This is a genomic window from Oryzifoliimicrobium ureilyticum, from assembly GCF_037199735.1.
GTDB lineage: Bacteria > Pseudomonadota > Alphaproteobacteria > Rhizobiales > Rhizobiaceae > Rhizobium > Rhizobium ureilyticus.
In genome coordinates this window covers 196816-217267 of sequence record NZ_JBBBVQ010000006.1, presented here as the reverse complement: position 1 = coordinate 217267, position 20452 = coordinate 196816, and the positions used below count along the sequence as shown (strand labels likewise).

The 20452-nt window shown below is 58.1% G+C and carries 23 protein-coding genes and 1 tRNA gene; 17 read left to right on the top strand and 7 right to left on the bottom strand.

The window, feature by feature from the left end; all coding sequences use genetic code 11:
* Positions 1-9 precede the first annotated feature (9 nt).
* Positions 10-1083 (bottom strand): glycoside hydrolase family 5 protein, encoded by a 1074-nt coding sequence (locus tag VQ830_RS10940; protein WP_337268125.1) that lies wholly within the window; start codon positions 1081-1083, stop codon positions 10-12.
* Positions 1084-1200: 117 nt separating this feature from the next.
* Between VQ830_RS10940 and VQ830_RS10935 the strand changes: the two genes are divergently transcribed.
* Positions 1201-2853 (top strand): GumC family protein, encoded by a 1653-nt coding sequence (locus tag VQ830_RS10935; protein ID WP_337268124.1) that lies wholly within the window; start codon positions 1201-1203, stop codon positions 2851-2853.
* Positions 2854-2977: 124 nt separating this feature from the next.
* Positions 2978-3307: a hypothetical protein gene (locus VQ830_RS10930; protein WP_337268123.1), complete on the top strand. Its 330-nt coding sequence runs from the start codon at positions 2978-2980 to the stop codon at positions 3305-3307.
* A gap of 124 nt (positions 3308-3431) precedes the next feature.
* On the opposite strand, the gene VQ830_RS10925 is transcribed toward VQ830_RS10930, so the two are convergent.
* Positions 3432-3516: transfer RNA gene (locus VQ830_RS10925), tRNA-Leu, on the bottom strand.
* A gap of 169 nt (positions 3517-3685) precedes the next feature.
* Here VQ830_RS10925 and VQ830_RS10920 point away from each other — a divergent pair.
* Complete coding sequence (locus VQ830_RS10920) at positions 3686-4141, top strand: BA14K family protein (protein WP_438617676.1); 456 nt, start codon at positions 3686-3688, stop codon at positions 4139-4141.
* On the opposite strand, the gene VQ830_RS10915 is transcribed toward VQ830_RS10920, so the two are convergent.
* A complete protein-coding gene (locus VQ830_RS10915; protein WP_337268122.1) occupies positions 4142-4435 on the bottom strand; it encodes an Rdx family protein in 294 nt (97 codons plus the stop codon).
* 206 nt (positions 4436-4641) lie between these two features.
* Here VQ830_RS10915 and VQ830_RS10910 point away from each other — a divergent pair, with 206 nt between their 5' ends.
* Both VQ830_RS10910 and VQ830_RS10905 read left to right on the top strand, forming a co-directional pair.
* Positions 4642-5394, top strand: a complete 753-nt coding sequence (locus tag VQ830_RS10910) for a type 1 glutamine amidotransferase (protein WP_337268121.1) — start codon at positions 4642-4644, stop codon at positions 5392-5394.
* Positions 5391-5843, top strand: a complete 453-nt coding sequence (locus VQ830_RS10905; protein ID WP_337268120.1) for a GFA family protein — start codon at positions 5391-5393, stop codon at positions 5841-5843. Before VQ830_RS10910 ends, VQ830_RS10905 begins: the two co-directional genes overlap by 4 nt.
* Positions 5844-5930: 87 nt before the next feature.
* Here the strand turns inward: VQ830_RS10905 and lepA are convergent, their stop codons facing one another.
* Together lepA and VQ830_RS10895 are read right to left on the bottom strand one after the other, a co-directional pair.
* Entirely contained in the window at positions 5931-7763 is a 1833-nt protein-coding gene (gene lepA / locus VQ830_RS10900) for a translation elongation factor 4 (protein ID WP_337268119.1), read from the bottom strand.
* Positions 7764-7797: 34 nt separating this feature from the next.
* Positions 7798-8505 (bottom strand): winged helix-turn-helix transcriptional regulator, encoded by a 708-nt coding sequence (locus VQ830_RS10895; RefSeq protein WP_438617672.1) that lies wholly within the window; start codon positions 8503-8505, stop codon positions 7798-7800.
* Between the two features lie 121 nt (positions 8506-8626).
* Between VQ830_RS10895 and VQ830_RS10890 the strand changes: the two genes are divergently transcribed.
* The 6 genes from VQ830_RS10890 to mbfA all read left to right on the top strand — a co-directional run bounded on the left by VQ830_RS10890 (position 8627) and on the right by mbfA (position 12412).
* Positions 8627-9046: a VOC family protein gene (locus VQ830_RS10890; protein WP_337268117.1), complete on the top strand. Its 420-nt coding sequence runs from the start codon at positions 8627-8629 to the stop codon at positions 9044-9046.
* A 9-nt stretch (positions 9047-9055) separates the two neighbouring features.
* Positions 9056-9532: a VOC family protein gene (locus VQ830_RS10885; RefSeq protein ID WP_337268116.1), complete on the top strand. Its 477-nt coding sequence runs from the start codon at positions 9056-9058 to the stop codon at positions 9530-9532.
* Positions 9533-9562: 30 nt separating this feature from the next.
* Positions 9563-10150, top strand: a complete 588-nt coding sequence (locus VQ830_RS10880; RefSeq protein ID WP_337268115.1) for a helix-turn-helix domain-containing protein — start codon at positions 9563-9565, stop codon at positions 10148-10150.
* Entirely contained in the window at positions 10147-10683 is a 537-nt protein-coding gene (locus tag VQ830_RS10875; protein WP_337268114.1) for a GNAT family N-acetyltransferase, read from the top strand. The genes VQ830_RS10880 and VQ830_RS10875 overlap by 4 nt, the downstream gene beginning before the upstream one ends.
* Positions 10684-10742: 59 nt before the next feature.
* Positions 10743-11306: a regulatory protein RecX gene (locus tag VQ830_RS10870; protein ID WP_337268113.1), complete on the top strand. Its 564-nt coding sequence runs from the start codon at positions 10743-10745 to the stop codon at positions 11304-11306.
* A 122-nt stretch (positions 11307-11428) separates the two neighbouring features.
* Positions 11429-12412 (top strand): iron exporter MbfA, encoded by a 984-nt coding sequence (mbfA, locus tag VQ830_RS10865; RefSeq protein ID WP_337268175.1) that lies wholly within the window; start codon positions 11429-11431, stop codon positions 12410-12412.
* 235 nt (positions 12413-12647) lie between these two features.
* Here the strand turns inward: mbfA and VQ830_RS10860 are convergent, their stop codons facing one another.
* Together VQ830_RS10860 and VQ830_RS10855 are read right to left on the bottom strand one after the other, a co-directional pair.
* Positions 12648-13250 carry a transglutaminase-like cysteine peptidase gene (locus tag VQ830_RS10860; RefSeq protein WP_337268112.1) on the bottom strand — a complete coding sequence of 201 codons (603 nt, stop codon included), beginning with the start codon at positions 13248-13250 and terminating at the stop codon, positions 12648-12650.
* Positions 13251-13425: 175 nt separating this feature from the next.
* On the bottom strand, positions 13426-14226 hold the full coding sequence (locus tag VQ830_RS10855) for an alpha/beta hydrolase (RefSeq protein ID WP_337268111.1): 801 nt from the start codon (positions 14224-14226) through the stop codon (positions 13426-13428).
* Between the two features lie 177 nt (positions 14227-14403).
* Here VQ830_RS10855 and infC point away from each other — a divergent pair, with 177 nt between their 5' ends.
* From infC to pheT, 6 genes are all read left to right on the top strand, one after another.
* Positions 14404-14943, top strand: coding sequence for a translation initiation factor IF-3 (gene infC, locus VQ830_RS10850; RefSeq protein WP_337268174.1), 540 nt, complete (start codon positions 14404-14406; stop codon positions 14941-14943).
* Positions 14944-15326: 383 nt separating this feature from the next.
* Positions 15327-15530: a 50S ribosomal protein L35 gene (rpmI, locus tag VQ830_RS10845; protein WP_337268110.1), complete on the top strand. Its 204-nt coding sequence runs from the start codon at positions 15327-15329 to the stop codon at positions 15528-15530.
* Positions 15531-15568: 38 nt separating this feature from the next.
* Positions 15569-15973, top strand: a complete 405-nt coding sequence (rplT, locus tag VQ830_RS10840) for a 50S ribosomal protein L20 (protein WP_337268109.1) — start codon at positions 15569-15571, stop codon at positions 15971-15973.
* A gap of 116 nt (positions 15974-16089) precedes the next feature.
* A complete protein-coding gene (locus VQ830_RS10835) occupies positions 16090-16932 on the top strand; it encodes a BUD32 family EKC/KEOPS complex subunit (protein WP_337268173.1) in 843 nt (280 codons plus the stop codon).
* Complete coding sequence (gene pheS, locus VQ830_RS10830) at positions 16929-18011, top strand: phenylalanine--tRNA ligase subunit alpha (RefSeq protein WP_337268108.1); 1083 nt, start codon at positions 16929-16931, stop codon at positions 18009-18011. Before VQ830_RS10835 ends, pheS begins: the two co-directional genes overlap by 4 nt.
* 13 nt (positions 18012-18024) lie before the next feature.
* Complete coding sequence (gene pheT / locus VQ830_RS10825; protein WP_337268107.1) at positions 18025-20448, top strand: phenylalanine--tRNA ligase subunit beta; 2424 nt, start codon at positions 18025-18027, stop codon at positions 20446-20448.
* The last annotated feature ends 4 nt before the right edge of the window (positions 20449-20452 follow it).

Sequence of the window (20452 nt, the reverse complement as noted above, 5' to 3'; positions counted from 1 at the left end):
TTGCCGCGCCTATCTGGTCAGAGCTTTGCAGGCCGCATCTTTTGCAACGTCCTTGCGTGCGGCGGCCGAAAGGGTTGCCATCTGCTGGCGGTCTCGTCCCTTTTGCGGCTGCACATTCAGCGGTTCGGTTTCCGGCCACCACTCGCCCGCAACCCAATAAGTCCAGCCGAGCCAGACATCGCCGTTCTTAGCGATCGTTTCCAGCAAGGCTTTCAGGTCTGCGATACAGGCGGTGTCCTGTGGAACGCCGAACTCGCCGAGAAAAAGCTTTCGGTTGTTCTTTCTCGCCCAATCGCCGACATCGGTAATAGCCTGACGTGCTTTTTGTCCACCGGAACATTCCGCATGCGTGCCGGAAAAGTCGGCGTCAAAATATTGATGCACCTCGTAGGCAAGGTTGTTCTTCGGGTCTCTTACCTTCAAAAGAGTTGCGGCATTTTGGCCGAGCGGGCCATCGCTCATCCAGGAATGAGCGCCGGTCCAGTAGGTGCCGGGCACAAGAATGATGTTTTCGGCCCCGCCAGCGCGGATGGCGCGGATGGCAAGATTGGCTGCCTTCAGCCAATCCTCTGCCGCAATATCGTATGGCTCGTTCATCAGTCCGAAAATTACGTGCGGGTCGCCTGAAAATTCCGCCGCCAGCCGCGCCCAAAATTCTGCGAACTGCGCCTCACTGACGTCAGCCGTACCGATCCGGCTCTTCCCGTAATAGGCGCCGTCGTGTGGGTCTAGCACGATAGCCATATGGTATTTTTCCGCCAGCACCACCGTGTCTTTGATGTGGGTCAGTTCTTCGTCGGACAATGGCTTGCCGAGCTCTGGCTGCAGGCGCTGCCAGCGGAAGGGCAGACGGATGGTGTTCATGCCCTTGCCCGAGAAATAGCGGATATTCTCTTCGCTCGGATATATGTAGTTCTTGCCGTAGGTTCCTCCGGCATCGCCGAATTCGGCGCCCGAAAGATTGATGCCGCGAAGGCAAGGGCCTGCGGCGTTTGCAACCTCTGCAAGAGACAGGCTGATGGCGCTGGCCAGAACAAGAGCCCGCCAAGCCGCAGCGCGCCAATACGTCGATTGTCTCTTCATAATGCGTGCATCCAGCGTGGGGTTGATCTCAATTTAGCCGCTATCTGCTTAACGATCCCTTAGCTAAGACTTGCTTAAACTTTGACAAACCCCGCTCACGGGGTCAACGAGTACCGTATGAGCGAATTCGACAAGATGAGGGACGACCGGCAGCCAATGCCGTCGCAGCGTCATGCGCAGCAATCGGCTTCTGCCGAGCCTGCGCCGCGTAGCCCTGTCTTGCGTCCAGCCGATTATGGCGCGCGCTACCGCAATGAAGCCGAGGAGATCGCCAAGGCGCAGGCCGACCTGGAGCGCAAGCGCCGTCTGGAGAGGGACTATCTTTCAACAAGCACGGCTGTGCCCGCCGAAAAAGTCGAAGCAGCCGCACCGCCGCCGCCGACACCACCACCACAAGTGCCGCCTCCAGCCTCACAGCCACTTCCGGCGCCGACGCCCTTGCTGGATCTACGGTCCGGCGCGCAATCGGTATGGGACCGCCGTCTTCTCGTTCTCGTTCTGGCGGTTGCCGGCGCTCTCGCCGGAGGCTTTATTCTGCCGAGGTTGCCGCAGAAATTCACGGCCAATGCCAGCCTCTACTTCGACCCACGCCAGATCGGACTTGCCGATCCAAGTGCGCAAAATTCGACGCCGCCCGCCGATATGATCTCGGCAACGATCGACAGCAAGGTGCAAATCCTCACCTCGGGCAATGTGCTGACCCGTGTCGCAAAAGCCTTGAACCTCGATCAGGACCCGGAATTTAATGCCGGGCGTACGGACGGCGCGGCTGTATTGACGAATGTGAAGAAGGCGCTGACTGTTACCCGCGAAGGCTTCACCTATGTTGTCTCGCTTACCGCCACCACGAAGGATGCGCAAAAGTCTGCGCAGCTTGCCAATGAGGTGATCAAGGCCTTCATGGCTGAGGAGGCCGACGCCTCCGGCGGTCTTTACGACAGCACAACGGCAACGCTCGACAATCGCTTGAACGATCTGCGCGCCAAGGTCCAAGAGGCCGAGCAAGCCGTCGAAAACTACCGCGCCGAAAACGACATGGCGGCAACGTCCGAAGGCTTGATCTCCGACCAGCGGCTTGCCTCGCTCAACAACCTGCTGGTCACGGCTCAAGAGCGCACCATCCAGGCCAAAGCCAAGGCGGACGCAGCCTCGCATCTCAATTTTGAAAGCGTGGTCTCGGGAAGTCCGGCCAACCAGGACGGCGCGCAGACCACCAACGCCTTGTCCAGCCTGCGCCAGCAATATGCGACGCAGGCTGCCACCGTCAGCAGTCTGCAAAGCCAGCTCGGTGCGCGTCATCCGCGCCTCTTGGCAGCGCGCTCGTCGCTCGACAGCATCGGCGGGCAGATCCGAGACGAGATCCAGCGCCTCGTCAATGCCACCAAAGCAGATTACGATCAGGCCAAAAAGGCCGAAGACGCCATCGCGAAACAGCTTGCGGTTCAGAAGTCGTTGCAGGCAACGACATCGGACAAGCAGGTCGAACTCAACGAGTTGCAACGCAAAGCCGCCGCCGCTCGCGATCTCTACGAGACCGTGCTGAAGCGCTCTGGCCAGACCAGCGAAGAGCGCAACCTTGTCAGCAACAATATCAGGGTCTTGTCACAGGCCGAACCGCCCGTGAAAGCGAATGGACCGGGTAAGACAAGCCTCCTGGTGGCCGGCGTTATCGGCGGCTTTTTCGGCGGCTTCGGGCTAGGCGCGGTCTTGGCTGTTTTGGCCGGTATGGCGGCTCATCCCACCGTGCGCGGTTTTGTCCGCCGGCGGTGAGGCGGACGGTGAGGCCAAATCTTCAGGGCCCTGGGCGATCCCAGATGCCTTGATCCTGCCGGATGTGCCACCTAAGTTATGGACTACGCCAGCGAAGGATGTGAACGCGGCGAGAGGCAAGGCAATGTTACGGTCTCCGACGGTTTTTCTGGCATTCGCGACGCTTCTGGCGGCGCATTCTGCCGCGCTGTCTACCGATTGGAAAAACGCGGGGAAGGATGATTCGAAGTCGCCGTACCCCTTCGCCGATCTGCCGGGCGTCACGGCGCAAGGCACCAAGAAAGACGAAGACCAATATGCCTGCCGTACCGAGACGCGAGAAGTGCGGCGTCTTGAAACCCGCACCTTCCGGCCAAGTGGCATTCCCGAACTGGTTTATGTCTGTGAGCGTGACGGCGTCGAGTCAGTCGGCGATCAGGTGCCATTGAAGGGACACTATCAGCCGGTCCGCTGACGGGCATTGGGCCGTGCTGAAACACATTACATAGCGTTTTCAGGTAAAGGGCTGAATGCGAAGCAGCGCCTGGCCGATGAGCTATACGCTCGTCTACCGTCTCACTGATCCTTCATAAAGGGAATGGTGCCCAGAAGAGGACTCGAACCTCCACGCCTCGCGGCACAGGTACCTGAAACCTGCGCGTCTACCAATTCCGCCATCTGGGCGACGAGGTGCCGTGTAAGGGGAGGGTCGGTTGCTGTCAACTGGTTTTTTGAAGTTTTCCTGACGGCCCTTCAAAAAGGCCGCAGGAGCGCCGCAAAGCGCACGCTTCGATGAAAGGCATGGGCGAGAGAAGCTTTCGGCCTATATAAGAAAAGACGAAAGGATGGGCTTATGCATATGCTTCGATTCGCCGGCGCTTTGTCTTTGTCTTTAATGGGATCTTTGGCTTTGCCGGGAGGAAGCGGGGCAGCGCTTGCCTTCCCTATGGTAAAATCGGTGGATGCGCCTCGCTCCCCATCACTGCCTGTGATCGACGTGCAGACGAAATGCGACTATCGCGGCTGCTTTACCTTCGGACCTGTCCAGTCCTTCCGCCCCGCCTACCAGCAGCCCAACTATCGCCCGCCCGGCGCACCGGAAAATTATTACCGGCCGCGTGCAGCGGGGCCCGCGCCACTCTACAACAATCCGCCGCCGGTTCGGCGTATCCTGCCGGATCAGACCAAGGCGCGGTCGAGCGATCACGTGCAATGGTGTCGCAACCAGTACCGCAGCTATAATCCACAGACGGACCGCTTCATCAGCTATGAGGGCGTCTACAAGACCTGCAATTCGCCCTATAAATGATCAGCTTTCCGGCGAGGCGCGATCGATGTGACCGAGATCGCGCCCCGGCTCGATCACATCACGTATCCGCTGCTTGAGCTCCTTCGGCCCGGGAAAGCCGCCGTCACGTTTGCGTTCCCATACCAGGTGATCGTCAACACGGATCTCGAAATTTCCGCCTGTTCCCGGCAGCAAGGCCACTTCGCCGAGCGAATCGGAAAAGGTACTGAGCAGTTCCTGCGCCATCCAGGCGGCGCGTAGCAGCCAGTTGCACTGCGTGCAGTATAAGATCGCGATGCGAGGTTTCCGGGTCATTGCCCTCTCCAGTCCAGTTCTGCAAAAGAACACGCCGATTCTCTGCGTTCTTGTCTTCAATAGAGCAATTTAGGACGATTTGCGGACGTAGACGCAAGCTGGAAATACCATCAACCGTCGCGCCTGCTCTTGCCAGCTTTGATGCATCATGGTCATTTGGAGCCTCAAGACGCATCCGCTCTAGCTGGACAGACACAGGAGGCATCATGCGCGTTGCCATCATTGAAAATATGATCAACACGCAGCTCGGCGCTTTGGGCGAAGCGCTGAACGAAGCGGGCGCGCTTCTTAACTGGTATCGGCCTTGGAAGGACGGTGTTCTACCCCGCTTCGATAGTGCCTACAGCGCTCTTCTCGTTATGGGCGGAGAGCAAAGCGCGGTCGATGATGATGTGCATCCTTACTTGCCTGAGCTCGTTCGCCTCTTGCGCCAGTATGGTGAGGCTGGACGTCCAGTGCTTGGCATCTGCCTTGGAAGCCAGATCCTTGCGCGGGCCTATGGCGCGGAAAACAAGCTCGGCGCGACGCTCGAATTCGGGTGGCACGAGATCGAACTGACAGACGAAGGAAAGGACGATCCTGTTCTTTCTGCCGTGGCCGGCAGTTTCACCATCTTCCAGTGGCATTCCGACACCTTTTCTCTGCCTGAAGGCGCGATCCGTCTCGCCAAGAACGGCGCCGTTGCCAATCAAGCCTTTCGTGTCGGCAGTTTGGCCTACGGCACGCAATTTCATTTCGAGGCAAATTCGGACGTCATCGAGGTTTGGAAAGGCGAATCCGCACCGACGATCGAGCGGCTGGCGCCCGGCTGGCTTGCCGACTACGATCGTATTGCTGCGGAAAATGCACCCAATGCGGAGGCCGCCGGACTGGCTCTTGCGCGGGCTTGGGTTCGGCTTGTCAAGCAACATGAGCAGGCAACGCAGATGCCGATAAGAATGAGGGAGGCAGGAGGATGAGCAAGTTGAAACTTCCGGCAAATGGCAGTTGTCGCTGTGGCCAGATCAAGTTCAAGGTCGATGCGCAGCCTCTCGTCACCATGGCCTGCCATTGCAAGGGCTGCCAGCGCATGTCTTCCAGCGCTTATTCGCTGAGCGCTGCAATTCCGTCCGAAGGTTTCTCGGTCACGGAGGGCGAGCCGGTGCTCGGCGGCCTGCGTGCCGATCTCAAGCATTATTTTTGCCCGTCCTGCATGAGCTGGTTATTCACCCGGATGGACGGCATGGACTCGTTCGTCAACATCAGGCCGACAATGTTGGAGGAGGTCGGTTGGTTCAGCCCCTTCGTCGAGACCTACACCAGCACGAAACTGCCTTTCGCAGAAACCGGCGCTCAACACAGCTATCCCGAATTTCCGCCGATGGAGGCTTTCGAGCCACTGGTGAAGGAGTATCAGGCCCTGCCATAGAAAGCCTGACGGACCGCGCGACACGCTAAAGAAAAAGGCGCGAAGCCTGCTCGCGCCTTCTGAACGTCTTACCCCAGTAGAAGCGGTCTATTCGTCGCCCATCTTGAGCGCGGCAATGAATGCTTCCTGCGGAATTTCGACTTTGCCGAACTGGCGCATGCGCTTTTTGCCTTCCTTCTGCTTTTCCAGAAGCTTGCGCTTGCGCGTCGCGTCGCCGCCATAGCATTTCGCTGTGACGTCTTTACGCAAAGCACGCACCGTTTCTCGGGCAATCACCTTGCCGCCGATCGCCGCCTGAATCGGGATCTGGAACATGTGCGGCGGGATCAGGTCTTTTAGCTTTTCGCACATCGTCCGGCCGCGTCTGTCCGCTGCCGAGCGGTGAACCAGCATCGAAAGCGCGTCGACCGGTTCGGCATTGACGAGGATCGACAGCTTGACGAGATCGCCGGCGCGGTAATCCGCCAGATTGTAGTCGAAGGAGGCATAGCCTTTGGAAATCGACTTCAGACGGTCATAGAAATCGAACACGACTTCGTTGAGCGGTAGCTCGTAGCTCAGCATGGCACGCGAGCCGACATAGGTCAGTTCGGTCTGGATGCCGCGCCGGTCCTGGCAAAGCTTCAGGATGCCCCCGAGATATTCGTCCGGCGTCAGGATGGTGGCCTTGATCCAGGGTTCGCGGAATTCTTCGATCTTCACGACGTCAGGCATGTCGGCCGGATTGTGCAGCTCGCGCTCCGTTCCGTCCGTCATGGTGATCTGGTAAACGACCGAAGGCGCTGTTGCGATGAGGTCGAGGTCGAATTCGCGTGACAACCGCTCCTGGATGATTTCCAGGTGCAACAGGCCGAGGAAGCCGCAGCGGAAGCCGAAGCCCAGTGCCGCAGAGCTTTCCATCTCGAAGGAGAAGGACGCGTCGTTGAGGCGCAGCTTGCCCATGGCGGCGCGCAGCTCTTCAAAGTCGGCGGCATCGACTGGAAACAGACCGCAGAAGACGACCGGCTGCGCGGGTTTGAAACCGGGCAAGGCCTCCGCCGTCGGCTTGCGATCATCCGTAATCGTATCGCCGACACGCGTATCGGCCACTTCTTTGATCGACGCGGTGATAAAGCCGATTTCGCCGGGGCCCAAACTGTCGACATTGACCATCTTCGGTGTCAACACACCGATCCGTTCGACCTGGTACTTCGCACCGGTCCCCATCATGCGGATCTGCTGGCCCTTTTCGAGCGTGCCGTCGATGACGCGCACCAGAACCATGACGCCGAGATAGGTATCGTACCAGCTGTCGACGAGAAGTGCCTTCAACGGTGCCTTTTCGCCTCCGGCGCTTTTCGGCGCGGGCAATCGCTTGACGATCGCTTCCAGCACATCGGGAATGCCAAGGCCGGTCTTGGCTGAAATCAGGACGGCATCTGACGCGTCGATGCCGATCACCTCCTCGATCTGTTCCTTGATTCGGTCGGGCTCGGCGGCCGGAAGGTCGATCTTGTTGAGGACCGTGACAAGCTCGTGATTGTTGTCGATCGCCTGATAGACGTTGGCAAGGGTCTGCGCTTCGACGCCCTGAGAGGCATCGACCACCAGAAGTGAGCCTTCGCAGGCTGACAGCGAGCGTGACACTTCATAGGCGAAGTCGACATGCCCGGGCGTGTCGATCAGGTTGAGGACATAGGTCTCGCCGTCATTTGCCTTATAATGCAAACGTACCGTCTGGGCCTTGATGGTGATCCCGCGCTCACGCTCAATCTCCATATTGTCGAGCACCTGTTCGCTCATTTCACGCTCGGCCAATCCGCCTGTCGTTTGAATGAGGCGGTCAGCCAGGGTCGATTTGCCGTGGTCGATGTGGGCCACGATCGAGAAGTTGCGGATATGGGAAAGGGGCGTCGTTGAATTGGTGCTCATGCGCGCCATATAGCAGCGCCCTTGAGCCCCGCAAAGCGGAAAGTCAAGCTCTTTGACCAGCCTTTTGCGGCAAGGGAAAGAGTGTGACGAAGCATTGGGCAAGCGCTCGATCTCCAGCAACGGTCACCAGCCCGTCTTTTTCGGCCGCATCAAGCGGTTGGCCGCCGTAAATAACGGCGGCAATCGCGGGTGGCTCTCCCTGCAAAGCAAATGAAAAATCTGTCGCTTCGGAGCGCGAAATCGTCAGCCCCTCAGCGCTGAAGTGGCCGACAAATCGTTCAACTGGGAGAATAAGCGCAAAATCATGATCAAAGCCCTGTGCCTGCGAGGCGTCGAACATAGTGCGCAAAGACAGGCAAAGAGAAGATGCGGAAAAGGGCAGCGTCGGATCATGCAGTGGGGAGCGGGCGCCGAAATTGCCCAATGCCTGAAATATCGGCTCGGCCTCGTATCCCCATTCGGTGAGCTCGTAGACCTTGACCTTGGCTGGGGCTGGCAACGTCCTCTGAATGAGGATGCCCGAAGCTTCCAGTCCTTCCAGGCGCTGCGTGAGGATATTGGCACTGATGCCGGGGAGGCAGGCGCGAAGATCGGAAAACCTTTTCGGCCCGAACATGAGTTCTCGCACCACAAGCAGCGACCAGCGCTCCCCAAGCAGGTCCAGCGTATGTGCCGCGGCGCAGGCATCCTTGTACCAGCGATCACGCAAACCAAGAGCTTGAGAGTTTTTGGTTATTTTTTGTAACTTCATAGTTGCTAATAATAACAAACCATGAGAGCCTGTAAATATTGCTTCTGCAGTTATCCGCAGAGCCGGCGCCTTAGGCGGCGAGGAGCATCGACGTCAGCAAGCGCTTCGGAGGAGGAGCTCAATGTACGATCAGGTTTTCATCAATTTTCCCGTACTCGACCTCAAGAAGGCAATCGCCTTTTACGAAGGTGTTGGCGGGCGCGTGAACCCGCAGTTCAGCGACGAAACAGCTGCCTGCATCGTTCTGTCAGACAAGATTCACGTGATGCTGCTGACCCACCCAAAATATCGGCAGTTCACGAACAAGGAGATCATCGATGCCAAAACAGGCAGTGAAGTCCTTGTGTGCCTGTCGGCCGATAGCAGGGAAGCCGTGAACGATATCGCCGAAAAGGCAAAGGCCAGCGGCGGTCGCGCCGATCCCAATCCACCGCAGGATTACGGTTTTATGATGAGCCGTTCGATCGAAGATCCGGACGGCCACGTTTTTGAAATCATGTTCATGGACATGGAAGCGGCAGCCAAAGCGATGGCGAAGTAGGGGCAGGCGATGGATAAGATTACGCCTTGCCTTTGGGCTGACGGCAACGCTGAGGAGATGGCGGCTTTCTATATCTCGATCGTGCCCGATAGCCGCATTGTTGCCGTCACCCGCTCGCCTGCGGACAATCCTGGGAACAAGGAAGGCGAGATCTTGATGATCGAGCTCATCCTTGCTGGGCGGAGCTTCACCATTTTGAACGGTGGTCCGCAGTTCAAATTCACGGAAGCGCTTTCGCTGCAAGTCCTGTGTGAGGATCAGGCCGAGGTCGACCGCCTGTGGAGTGCCTTGTCGGCTCATCCGGAGAGCGAAATCTGTGGCTGGCTGAAGGATCGGTTCGGCCTCTCCTGGCAGATTGTGCCAAAGGTCTTGCTCAAGATGATTTCGGATCCCGATCGAGCAGCCGCCAAACGCGCAATGCAGGCGATGATGTCCATGAGCAAGCTCGATATCGCGTCCCTAGAATCCGTATTTAAAGCTGCTTGATCTACTATAGTAATCATCTATTCTAACATAATGGATGATTCGACGGACAGCGCGATTGCCGCAAAACTGAGAGAGCTGCGAGCGGAGCAAGGGCTGACAATCGAAGCGCTTGCGACAGCATCGGGCGTGAGCCGCGCGATGATCTCGAAAATCGAGCGCGGCGAAGCAAGCCCCACGGCCGCGCTTTTGGCGCGTCTCTGCTCGGCCCTCGGCTTTTCCCTTTCAACCTTCTTTGCCGATCAGACCACGGCCCCATCGCCCCTTTTGCCGCGTCGAGAGCAACCGGTCTGGCGTGATCCGGAAACCGGCTATGTTCGGCGTTCCGTATCGCCTGCGGGCAGCCCCTCCAGGGTCGATATCGTCGAGGTCGACTTTCCATCCGGTGCGCGTGTTTCGTTACCGCCGCAGCCCCAGCGCGGCGAATTGCAGCACGTCTGGCTGTTCGAAGGCGAGCTTGAGATGACGGTGGGCGAGAACACACATCGACTTTCGCCTGGCGATTGTCTGTTCATGCCGCTCGGTCGCGGCCACATCTTTTACAATCCGGGAAAGACACCTGCTCGCTACGCAGTGATCTTCGAGCGTCAATCCATCCCATATGCCAAGGAATTGCCATGACTGCACCCGTCATTATCACGATATTGGATCATTTTGCTGCAAGGGCTGCCGTCAACGACCTGGCCGCCGTGCTTGTCGCATGTGTCGAAGGAGGCGCCTCCGTCGGCTTCATGCAGCCTTACCGGCACGAAGATGCTGTCGCCTATTGGGAAAAGATTGCCGAGGATGTGGAGGCGGGTCGCCTGATCCTGATTGGGGCGCAAATACGCGGCCGGACTGTCGGGACGGTACAGGTGGCGCCATCGGCCGCGCCGAACCAGCCGCACCGGGCCGATCTGCGCAAGCTTCTTATCCACCCTAAGGCGCGGGGCCAGGGTCTGTCGCGTGAACTGATGCAGGCGGCCGAGGCGGCTGCAGTGAAGCAGGGACTGAGCCTGCTGGTCCTCGATACCGCGACCGGCAGTGATGCCGAGGCTATCTATCCCCGCTTCGGCTGGCAACGAGCTGGCGTCATCCCCGATTATGCCCTTTGGCCGCAGGGCGGCTATTGCGATACGACCCTTTTCTACAAAAAGATTGCCGCACATCGTTGACATTAACGCATGCCTCCACCTTATCGGCTCGCATGACGTCCGTAACGTGAAGGCCTGATATGGTGACTGTGCCGCCCGAAGACGAGCCGCAGGCTGCGCCCACGCCGCGCATGCTGACCTGGGCAAAAAACGCTACGATCTACCGTCTCGAACGATGGATGATGAGCGAGCGGCAGCTGCATGATGCCATCGCACGCAAAGCCAAGAGTAAATTTGAGGATATCAACGAGGCGCAGGTTGCTGCCCTTGCGCGCTACGCGGTGTCCTTCGCCCACGAACTGAAGGCGATCGACGACCGCACTTATGCCGAGACCATGGCACGTTCAGGCGAGCGCAGCGGTCGTTCCAAGCGTTTTATGGCTCAGAAGCTTGCCATCAAGGGCGTAGGGCAGGAAGATATTTCAGCCGCGTTGGCGCAGGCGGACGATCGCGCTGCAGCCGTGGCCTTTGCAAAGCGCAGGGCCTTCGGCCCGTTCCGCCGGTTGGACGCGGATGAAAAGCGCCTTGCGAAAGAATTCGCAGCCTTCATACGCAATGGCTTTTCCAGCAGTCTTGCCCGTCAGGTCATGGACATGGAGCCTGAAGAGGCGCTTGAGATCCTCGATGAGGCACGCGGGCGCTGAGGTGATGCCTGCTCCAAAGCGCAGACGATCTTGCGCGTCGCGCTTTTGGCGGAATTCGATTTTCCCGCCTTGTCAGACGACGCAATCTTGCTAGATTAGAATTTATCTAAACTAGGAATGCTCTGATGCTGCGTCTCTTCCGCTCGTCCAAACGCTCTTTCGATTCATTGACCGAACAGGAAATTCTGGCCGTCGCCATTGCGGCGGAGGAGGATGATGCCAGGATTTACCTTTCGTATGCCGATTCTGTCCGTGCCCAGTTCCCGGCGTCTGCCAAGTTGCTGGAGGACATGGCCGAGGTCGAGCAGACCCATCGCAATTCGCTGATTGCCATCCATCGCCAGCGTTTCGGGGAACGTATCCCGTTGATCCGACGTGAGCATGTCAGCGGCTTCTATGAGCGTAAGCCGGATTGGCTGCGCAAAAACCTCTCGATCGATTCTATCCGTCATGAAACGGAGGCCATGGAGGAGCAGGCCTATCGTTTTTATGTGGAAGCCGCAAAGCGGACCAGCGATGCCTCGACCCGGCAGCTGCTCGGCGATTTGGCGCTGGCCGAACAAGGCCACGAAGACATCGCCCGCATGTTGACCGAGAAGCATGTTCCCGAAGACGTCAAAAGCGCCGAAGACGAAACGGCGAAGCGCCAGTTTGTGCTGACCTATGTCCAGCCCGGCCTTGCCGGCCTCATGGACGGCTCTGTCTCGACCCTCGCTCCGATCTTCGCTGCCGCTTTCGCAACGCAAGATACCTGGCAGACCTTTCTTGTTGGTCTGTCGGCCTCGGTCGGTGCTGGTATCTCCATGGGCTTCACCGAGGCAGCGCATGACGACGGCAAGATTTCAGGACGCGGTTCGCCGATCAAGCGGGGGCTTGCCTGCGGCATCATGACAGCGCTCGGCGGCCTTGGCCACGCGCTTCCTTATCTTATCCCAGAATTTTGGACGGCAACCATCACCGCCGCCGTCATCGTCTTCTTCGAACTCTGGGCGATCGCCTTCATTCAGAACAAATATATGGAAACCCCGTTCCTGCGCGCTGCCTTCCAGGTCGTGCTCGGCGGCGGCCTCGTACTGGCAGCCGGCGTTCTCATCGGCAATGGATGATGCAAGCGGCGCGTGGACAGGTGTCGTCCAGCAAGTACGTCGTGGTCTTTCCGAAACCCCGAGTGAGATTGACTGTCTTGGACGGCTGATTCCTTTCGAGACGAATGTCTCCATCGGTGTGATCCTGCGTTCAAGTCAGTACACTCGATGAAAGTTGGCTAGTTTCGCACCCGCCCTTAACAAAAAAGCCCCGCTGGCGACAGCGGGGCTTTCGATATCGGCTTCTTCTTGTTTCTTAGTGCAACGCGCCAACCAGAAGGTCGCGGCCGTTTTCGATCGTGACCCAGCGTCCGGCGTTGTAGCTCGCCTGGCGTTTGATAAAGGAGTATGGCGTATCCGACCACAGCTTCACGGAAGAGGACAGGTTATCCAGAATGTAGTCGCCGTCGGTCGTGCGCAGCGTCAGCACGGCGTGGCCTTCACCGTCCGGCTTGCGAACAACGGTCATCAAGAGATTTGCCGCTGAAATTCCGCGCTGCATGAGGATACGACGCTTCAGGAGTGCATAATCCTCGCAATCGCCGGCAGTCGTTGGGTAAGCCCAATATTCTTCCTTGCCGTAGATCTCCATGTCGGTCATCGGCTTGATCGTGGTGTTCACCTGCATGTTGACCGATTGGACGAGGGCCCATTTGTCCGCGTCCATCTGAAGCACCGCCGTATCGCGGATCGAGCCGCACTCATTGCGGTATCTCTGACAGAAATCGTAATGGCCGATCGGCTGTGACGTCGTATTGCCAATGACCATGGATCGCGTTGTTGTCGTGGATGCCGGCATGGCGGCGCTCGACATTGCACAGAAGGCCATCATGGCCAGGAAAAGACCCTTGATTTGCACGCCCTATTGTTCCCTGCATCGCCCTTTGATCGTTAACAAAACGTTAACGGAGAGGGGCGCGGCAAGTCAATCGGTAGTTGTTCGGGCTGTCATAGAACCGTAAAAGATGGTTAAAATGCAACAGAAACCCCCATTTCTCAGGGGTTTCGCGACGTTCATAGTTCCTTAAGGGAGATTAACCGACGAGGTTTTCAACCGCCGAAAGCATCTGGGCGATGTCTTGTGGACGCGAGAGGCGGTGGTCGCCATCGCGCACGAAGGTCAGAACGACATCGTCCGCCGGCAGATGCTCGACGAGCTTCATGGCATGCAGATAGGGAACGTCCTTATCTTCCATTCCTTGAAGGATATGCACGGCGCAGCCGACTTCGATAATGCCGGTCAGCACCCGGTTCTTCCGGCCGTCCTCGATCAGGGCGCGCGTATAGATGTTGGGCTCGGGGCTATAGGCAGACGGCTCCTCCAAATATCCCTTTTCGGTCAGAACGGCGCGGTCTGCGTCGCTCAGCTGCGGCTCGATCAGGTCGCTGGTAAAATCAGGGGCAGGGGCAATCAACACCATCCCGGCTACGGCCGTCGCCGCGCCTTGACGCTGCAGTTCCTGCGCAAGGCGAAGCGCAATCCATCCGCCCATGGAAGAGCCGACCACCAGCACTTCGGCCGGCGCAATATGCGCGAGAATCGCCAGCACCTCCTCAAGCCAGCGCGAGATCGTGCCATCTGCGAACCGCCCCTTCGAGGCCCCATGACCGGAATAGTCGAGGCGAATGCAGCCAAAGCCGTTTTGCGCGGCGAAGCGATCGAGCTCCACGGCCTTCGTGCCGCTCATGTCGGACCGGTAGCCCGACAACCAGAGCAAAGTCGGTAGATCTTTGTCTGGTGCTCCCGGACGCACTATATAGGCAATATCGCGCGCCTCAGCGCCTGTTCCCACAGTGATGAATTGAGGTGTGTCGGTCACGGCTGCATCAGACATCAACGAATCTCCTGTTTTCCGGTCTATAAAACAGATTCTTGACAGGCTGACAGCAGGTGATTTTTACGCTAAAGCGTGCTATCAAATCGACCGCAGCGCTTGAGCCGTCCCGTGGGTGGAACCTGTCTTAATGCCGGGCGTTGCAGCGATTGAAACAATTCGAAGGAGAATACGACCATTCGCAGACCGTTTAAAGCCGACGCGCCCGTCAAGGAAGGGCCGCGCTCGAACCGGGAAATCCGCATCCCCCGCGTACAGCTGATCGACGCAGAGGGACAGAATCTAGGCATCGTGCCGACCGATCAGGCTATAAAGATGGCGGAGGAAGCCGGTCTCGATCTCGTCGAAATCTCGCCGAATGCCGAGCCGCCGGTGTGTAAGATCCTTGATCTGGGCAAGCTGAAATATGCGAACCAGAAAAAGGCTGCTGAGCAGCGCAAGAAGCAGAAGATCGTCGAAGTCAAAGAGATCAAGATGCGTCCGAACATCGACACCCATGATTATGAGGTGAAGATGAAGGCGATGGGTCGTTTCTTTGAAGAGGGCGATAAGGTCAAGGTGACGCTGAAGTTCCGTGGCCGTGAGATGGCTCACCAGGAACTTGGCATGAAGCTTCTTCAGCAGGTTAAGGCCGACACGCTGGAATATGCGAAGGTGGAAGCCGAACCGAAGCTGGAAGGCCGTCAGATGATGATGGTGCTGGCTCCGAAATCGTAAAATGACACTGGCCGGCGAGTGTCCTGGGGTCTGACTTCGGGCTGATCGCTGGTGTCAAAGCCGTCCGTAAGGGCGGCTTTTGTGTTTTGAGCGGTTGCCTCGCGGTGAAGCCGAAAGCTGAGTGTCGGCATGGTCCGACCATCGGACAAAGATTCCTGATATCGACCGTTGCGCTTTTATGACTTCGCGGTTATAAGCGCGCGTCCGAACTGGCCGGCAGGGCATGCCGTGGCAGTTTCGAATGCTTGTGGGCCGGTTCGTCGCCGTGTCCGCAGATCAACAACAAAAACTCTTCGCCCATCGTGCGGCAGCCGGAGACGGTTCGTCGATGCAGGCGGCCTTTGTGGCAGGCCGGCGCAAGAGACCAAGAACGGAGTAGCAAAATGCCCAAGATGAAGACGAAGTCTGCTGCCAAGAAGCGGTTCAAGATTACCGCATCCGGCAAGGTCAAGGCCGCTGCCGCCGGCAAGCGCCATGGCATGATCAAGCGTTCCAATAAGTTCATCCGCGATGCACGTGGCACGATGGTTCTGGCAGAACCAGATGGCCGCAAGGTCGTGAAGAACTACCTGCCGAACGGTCTCTAAGACTGATCGCGAACGCTGAAGATTAAGGAGATCATGAAATGGCACGTGTAAAAAGAGGCGTTACCGCCCACGCCAAGCACAAGAAAATTCTGAAGCAGGCTAAGGGTTTCTACGGCCGCCGCAAGAATACGATCCGCGCCGCCAAGGCTGCTGTCGATCGTTCAAAGCAATATGCTTATCGCGACCGCAAGGCGAACAAGCGCAACTTCCGCGCTTTGTGGATCCAGCGTATCAACGCTGCAGTTCGCGAATCTGGCCTTACCTATGCTCGCTTCATCGACGGCCTGAACAAGGCTGGCATCGAAGTCGACCGTAAGGTTCTGTCCGATATGGCAATCCATGAGCCAGAAGCATTCGGTGCGCTGGTTTCTGCTGCCAAGAAGTCGCTTGAGTATCTCAAGAACACCGGCCAGGCCAACGAGTTTGAAGCAGCCGTCAAGTAAGCCGGCGCTCTTCGAATAATCGAAAGATGAATTCAAACCCGCGCTGGTCAATCCGGCGCGGGTTTTTCATTTCAGCCTTATGATCTCAAATGCGCGGAAGGTTTGCCTGCGTGAATATGCATAATGGACATGACATGCTGCCCGCAGTTGCCGAGAATGACATTCCTCAGCTTCTTGCTGCGCTTGTGTCATCGTCCAGCCGTGTGGAACGGGTGCCGCTCTCGCAGGGGCCCGTCTGGATCAAACGCTATGGAACGGAACGCGGCCCAAAGCTGCTTTTTCTGCAAAGCCTCATCGCAAAACTCTTGAACAAGGCCTTTCTGCGTCCTTCGCCGATTTTAACGGATGAGGAAATGGCCGAACGTGAGGTGCGCCGGATCGAGGAGTTCGCGGCATGCGGCGTTCCGACGCCGGAGGTCCTTTACAGGTCCGGCAGGGCGGTCGTCTTTTCCGATGTCGGCATCACGCTGAGCCGACAGCTTTCGCGCTTCGGCGATGACGCGAAGGGCCATGACGATCTCCTTGTTTATTGCGCGGCAGAGCTTGGCGCACTCCATGCCGCCGGGCTTTGCCATGGCCGGCCTTACCCCCGCGATATGTTCATCAAGGACGGCCGCATCGGTTATATGGATTTCGAGGAAGAACCCACGAGTGTCATGCAGCTTTCCCTGGCGCAGGCGCGCGACGTTTGGCTTCTTTTTCTTCAGTTGACGAGCCGCGCCCGCCAAGGCCGATCAACATATGACAGAGCCTTTCAAGCCTGGGCTGAACGCGCGCCTTCCGCCGCATTGGGCCAGTTGAAGGATCTGACCGATTTTCTCGGCGGCTTGTTATCAATTGCCCGGTTGATCGGCCGCATCCACATGGGTAGTGATCTGCGGCGATTTATCGACGCGACGAGCTATCTGAAACACGTTTCTCATCAAAGACAGGACGCCCGCGAGAGGCAGGAAAAATGACGGATCTGGATATTCTCGAAAAACAGTTGCTCGCCGATATTGCCGCGGCGCAGGACGAGGCTGCCGTCGAGGCGGTTCGTGTTGCCGCCCTCGGTAAGAAGGGATCGATCTCGGAGCTCCTGAAGACCTTGGGCGCCATGACGCCCGAAGAGCGGCAAACGCGCGGCGCGTCCATCAACGCGTTGAAGACGACTGTTACCGAAACGATCGGTCTGCGTCGCAGCGAACTCAAGAAGGCAGCCATCGAGGCCCGCCTTGCCAGCGAGACGGTCGATGTCACCCTTCCGGTGCGCTCGTCGCCGGCAGAGCGCGGGCGCATTCATCCGATCAGCCAGATCGTCGATGAAATCACGGCAATCTTTGCCGATATGGGCTTTTCGATTGCCGAAGGTCCCGACATCGAGACGGATTACTACAACTTCACGGCATTGAACTTTCCCGAAGGCCATCCGGCCCGCGAAATGCACGACACCTTCTTCATGCAGCCGGATGAAAATGGCGAGCGCAAGGTTCTGCGCACCCATACGTCTCCCGTTCAAGTGCGCACCATGGAAGCGCAAAAGCCGCCGATCCGCATTGTCATTCCCGGCAAGACCTATCGCCAGGATTCGGATGCGACACACTCTCCGATGTTTCATCAGGTCGAAGGTCTGGTCATCGATAAGACGGCGCATGTCGGCAACATGCGCTGGATCCTCGAAGAATTCTGCAAGACCTTTTTCGAGGTCGACAGCGTAACGATGCGCTTTCGCCCGTCCTTCTTCCCTTTTACTGAGCCCTCTTTCGAGGTCGATATCCAGTGCGACCGTTCAGGCCCCATCATCAAGTTCGGTGAAGGCAAGGATTGGATGGAAATCCTCGGCTGCGGCATGGTGCATCCCAATGTCCTTCGCGCCGGTGGCCTCGATCCGGACGAATATCAAGGCTTTGCTTGGGGCATGGGTCTCGACCGCATCGCCATGCTGAAATACGGCATGCCCGACCTGCGCGACTTCTTCAATGCGGATGTGCGCTGGATGAGCCATTACGGCTTCCGCCCGCTCGATGTGCCGACGCTGTTCGGCGGCCTCAGCGCTTAATGGAGGGACAAAAATGAAATTCACGCTCTCCTGGTTGAAGGACCATTTGGAAACCGATGCCTCGCTCGAGGAAGTCTGCGCGCGCCTGACCGCTATCGGCCTTGAAGTCGAGGATGTCGATGACAAGGCGGCTTACAAGCCTTTCGTGATCGCCAAGGTGCTGAGCGCAGAGCCTCATCCGCAGGCCGACCGCCTGAAGGTTCTGTCCGTCGACACGGGCGATGGAAAGCCCGTGCAGGTGGTTTGCGGCGCTCCGAATGCGCGGGCCGGTCTCGTCGGCGCCCTGGCGCGGCCTGGTACCTATGTGCCTGGCATCGATGTGACGCTTTCTGTCGGCAATATCCGCGGCGTCGAAAGCCACGGCATGATGTGCTCCGAAAAGGAGCTCGATATGTCCGACAATCACGACGGCATTATCGATCTGCCCGCCGATGCGCCGGTTGGCCAGTCCTTCGCCTCCTATGCCGGACTTGATGATCCGGTCATCGAAATCAACCTGACGCCAAACCGTCCCGACTGCACCAGCATTTACGGAATTGCCCGTGATCTTGCAGCGTCCGGTCTTGGCCAATTGAAGCAGCCAAAAGCGCCGTCATTCGACGTCGCGGGAGAGACCCCGCAGGTGGTCCGACTGGATCTTGATGATGCGCGTCTTTGCCCGGGCTTTGCTTACCGGCTGGTGCGCGGCGTCAAGAACGGCGCGAGCCCTGCATGGATGCAGCGCCGGCTGAAGGCGATCGGTCTGAGGCCGATCAACGCCCTGGTTGATGTGACCAACTACATGACCTTCGATCAAGGTCGGCCGATGCACGTTTTCGATGCTGGCAAAGTCAGCGGCGAGATCGTCGTGCGCCGCGCCAAAGACGGAGAAAGCATCCTGGCTCTTGACGGGCGGGAGTATAAGCTCACGCCGAGCAACGTTGTGATTGCGGACGACAAGGGTCTGGAATCAATCGGCGGGATCATGGGCGGAGAACATTCCGGCTGCGATGAGAATACAACGGATGTTTTGATCGAGTCTGCGCTTTGGGATCCGATCAACATTGCCAAGTCCGGACGTGCGCTCGGCATCATCACTGACGCCCGCTACCGATTCGAACGTGGCGTCGACCCAGAATATATGGTGCCCGGTTTGGAGCGCACGACGCAGCTTGTTCTGGAGCTTTGCGGCGGGCAGGCAGCTGAGAAGAAGGTTGTCGGCTATCAAGGTCACCAGAAGAAGCTCGTTGAGTTTCCTTTCTCTGAAGTGAAGCGGCTGACCGGTCTTACCGTTTCTCCTGACGAAAGCCGGCAAATCCTGACGCGCCTCGGCTTCGAGGTCTCCGGCAGTGGCGAGCGTATTTCCGTCGCGGTGCCTTCCTGGCGTCCCGATGTCGACGGCAAGGCCGATCTTGTCGAGGAAGTGATGCGCATCCACGGCGTAGATCAAATCAAGCCGGAACCTTTGCCGGCTAAGGATGCGGTAAACGGTCGCATCTTGACGGTTTTGCAGATGCGTACCCGGTCGGCGCGGCGCGCCTTGGCCGCGCGCGGCATGCTTGAAGCTGTCACCTGGTCCTTCATTCCCGAAGATCACGCCCGTCTTTTCGGCGGCGGAAAACCCGCGTTGAAACTGCTCAATCCGATCGCCGCGGAAATGTCGGATATGCGCCCGTCGCTTCTGCCCGGTCTTCTGACAGCCGCACAACGCAATGCCGATAAGGGTTACGGCGATGTCGCGATCTTCGAGGTCTCTGGGACTTATGAAGATGACACTCCAGCCGGACAGCGGCGCGTTGCGGGAGGGCTTCGCCGTGGCACTGCGTCACTGCATGGCAGTGGGCGTTTGTGGTCAAATGCTGCCAAGGGTGGCGGGAAGTCTGTCGACGTCTTCGATGCAAAGGCAGACGCTCTTGCCGTTCTCGAGGCATGCGGTTTGCCGATGGCGAATATCCAGATAGAGCGGGGCGCGCCTGACTGGTATCATCCGGGCCGTTCCGGCGTCATCAAGATGGGGCCAAAGGTCGTGCTGGGCCATTTTGGTGAATTCCATCCTCAGACATTGGAGGCACTCGATGTCTCCGGTGCGCTCTGCGGCTTTGAGATCTACTTGGACGCTATGCCCGAGCCGAAGAAAAAGGCGACGAGAACCAAGTCGGCGCTCGATCTCTCACCGTTCCAGATGGTCAAGCGCGACTTTGCATTCGTTGTCGATAAATCGGTGGATGCGGGTGCCATCATCCGGGCGGCAAGCGGCGCTGACCGCAAGCTCATCACGGCCGTCAACGTCTTCGATATCTTCGAAGGCGCAAGCCTCGGCGAAGGCAAAAAGTCGGTGGCAATCGAAGTACAGATCCAGCCTGTCGATAAAACGCTGACCGATGAAGACTTTGAGGGACTGACCGCAAAGATCGTCTCGAATGTTGAAAAGACGACCGGCGGTGTGTTGCGCGCCTAAATAA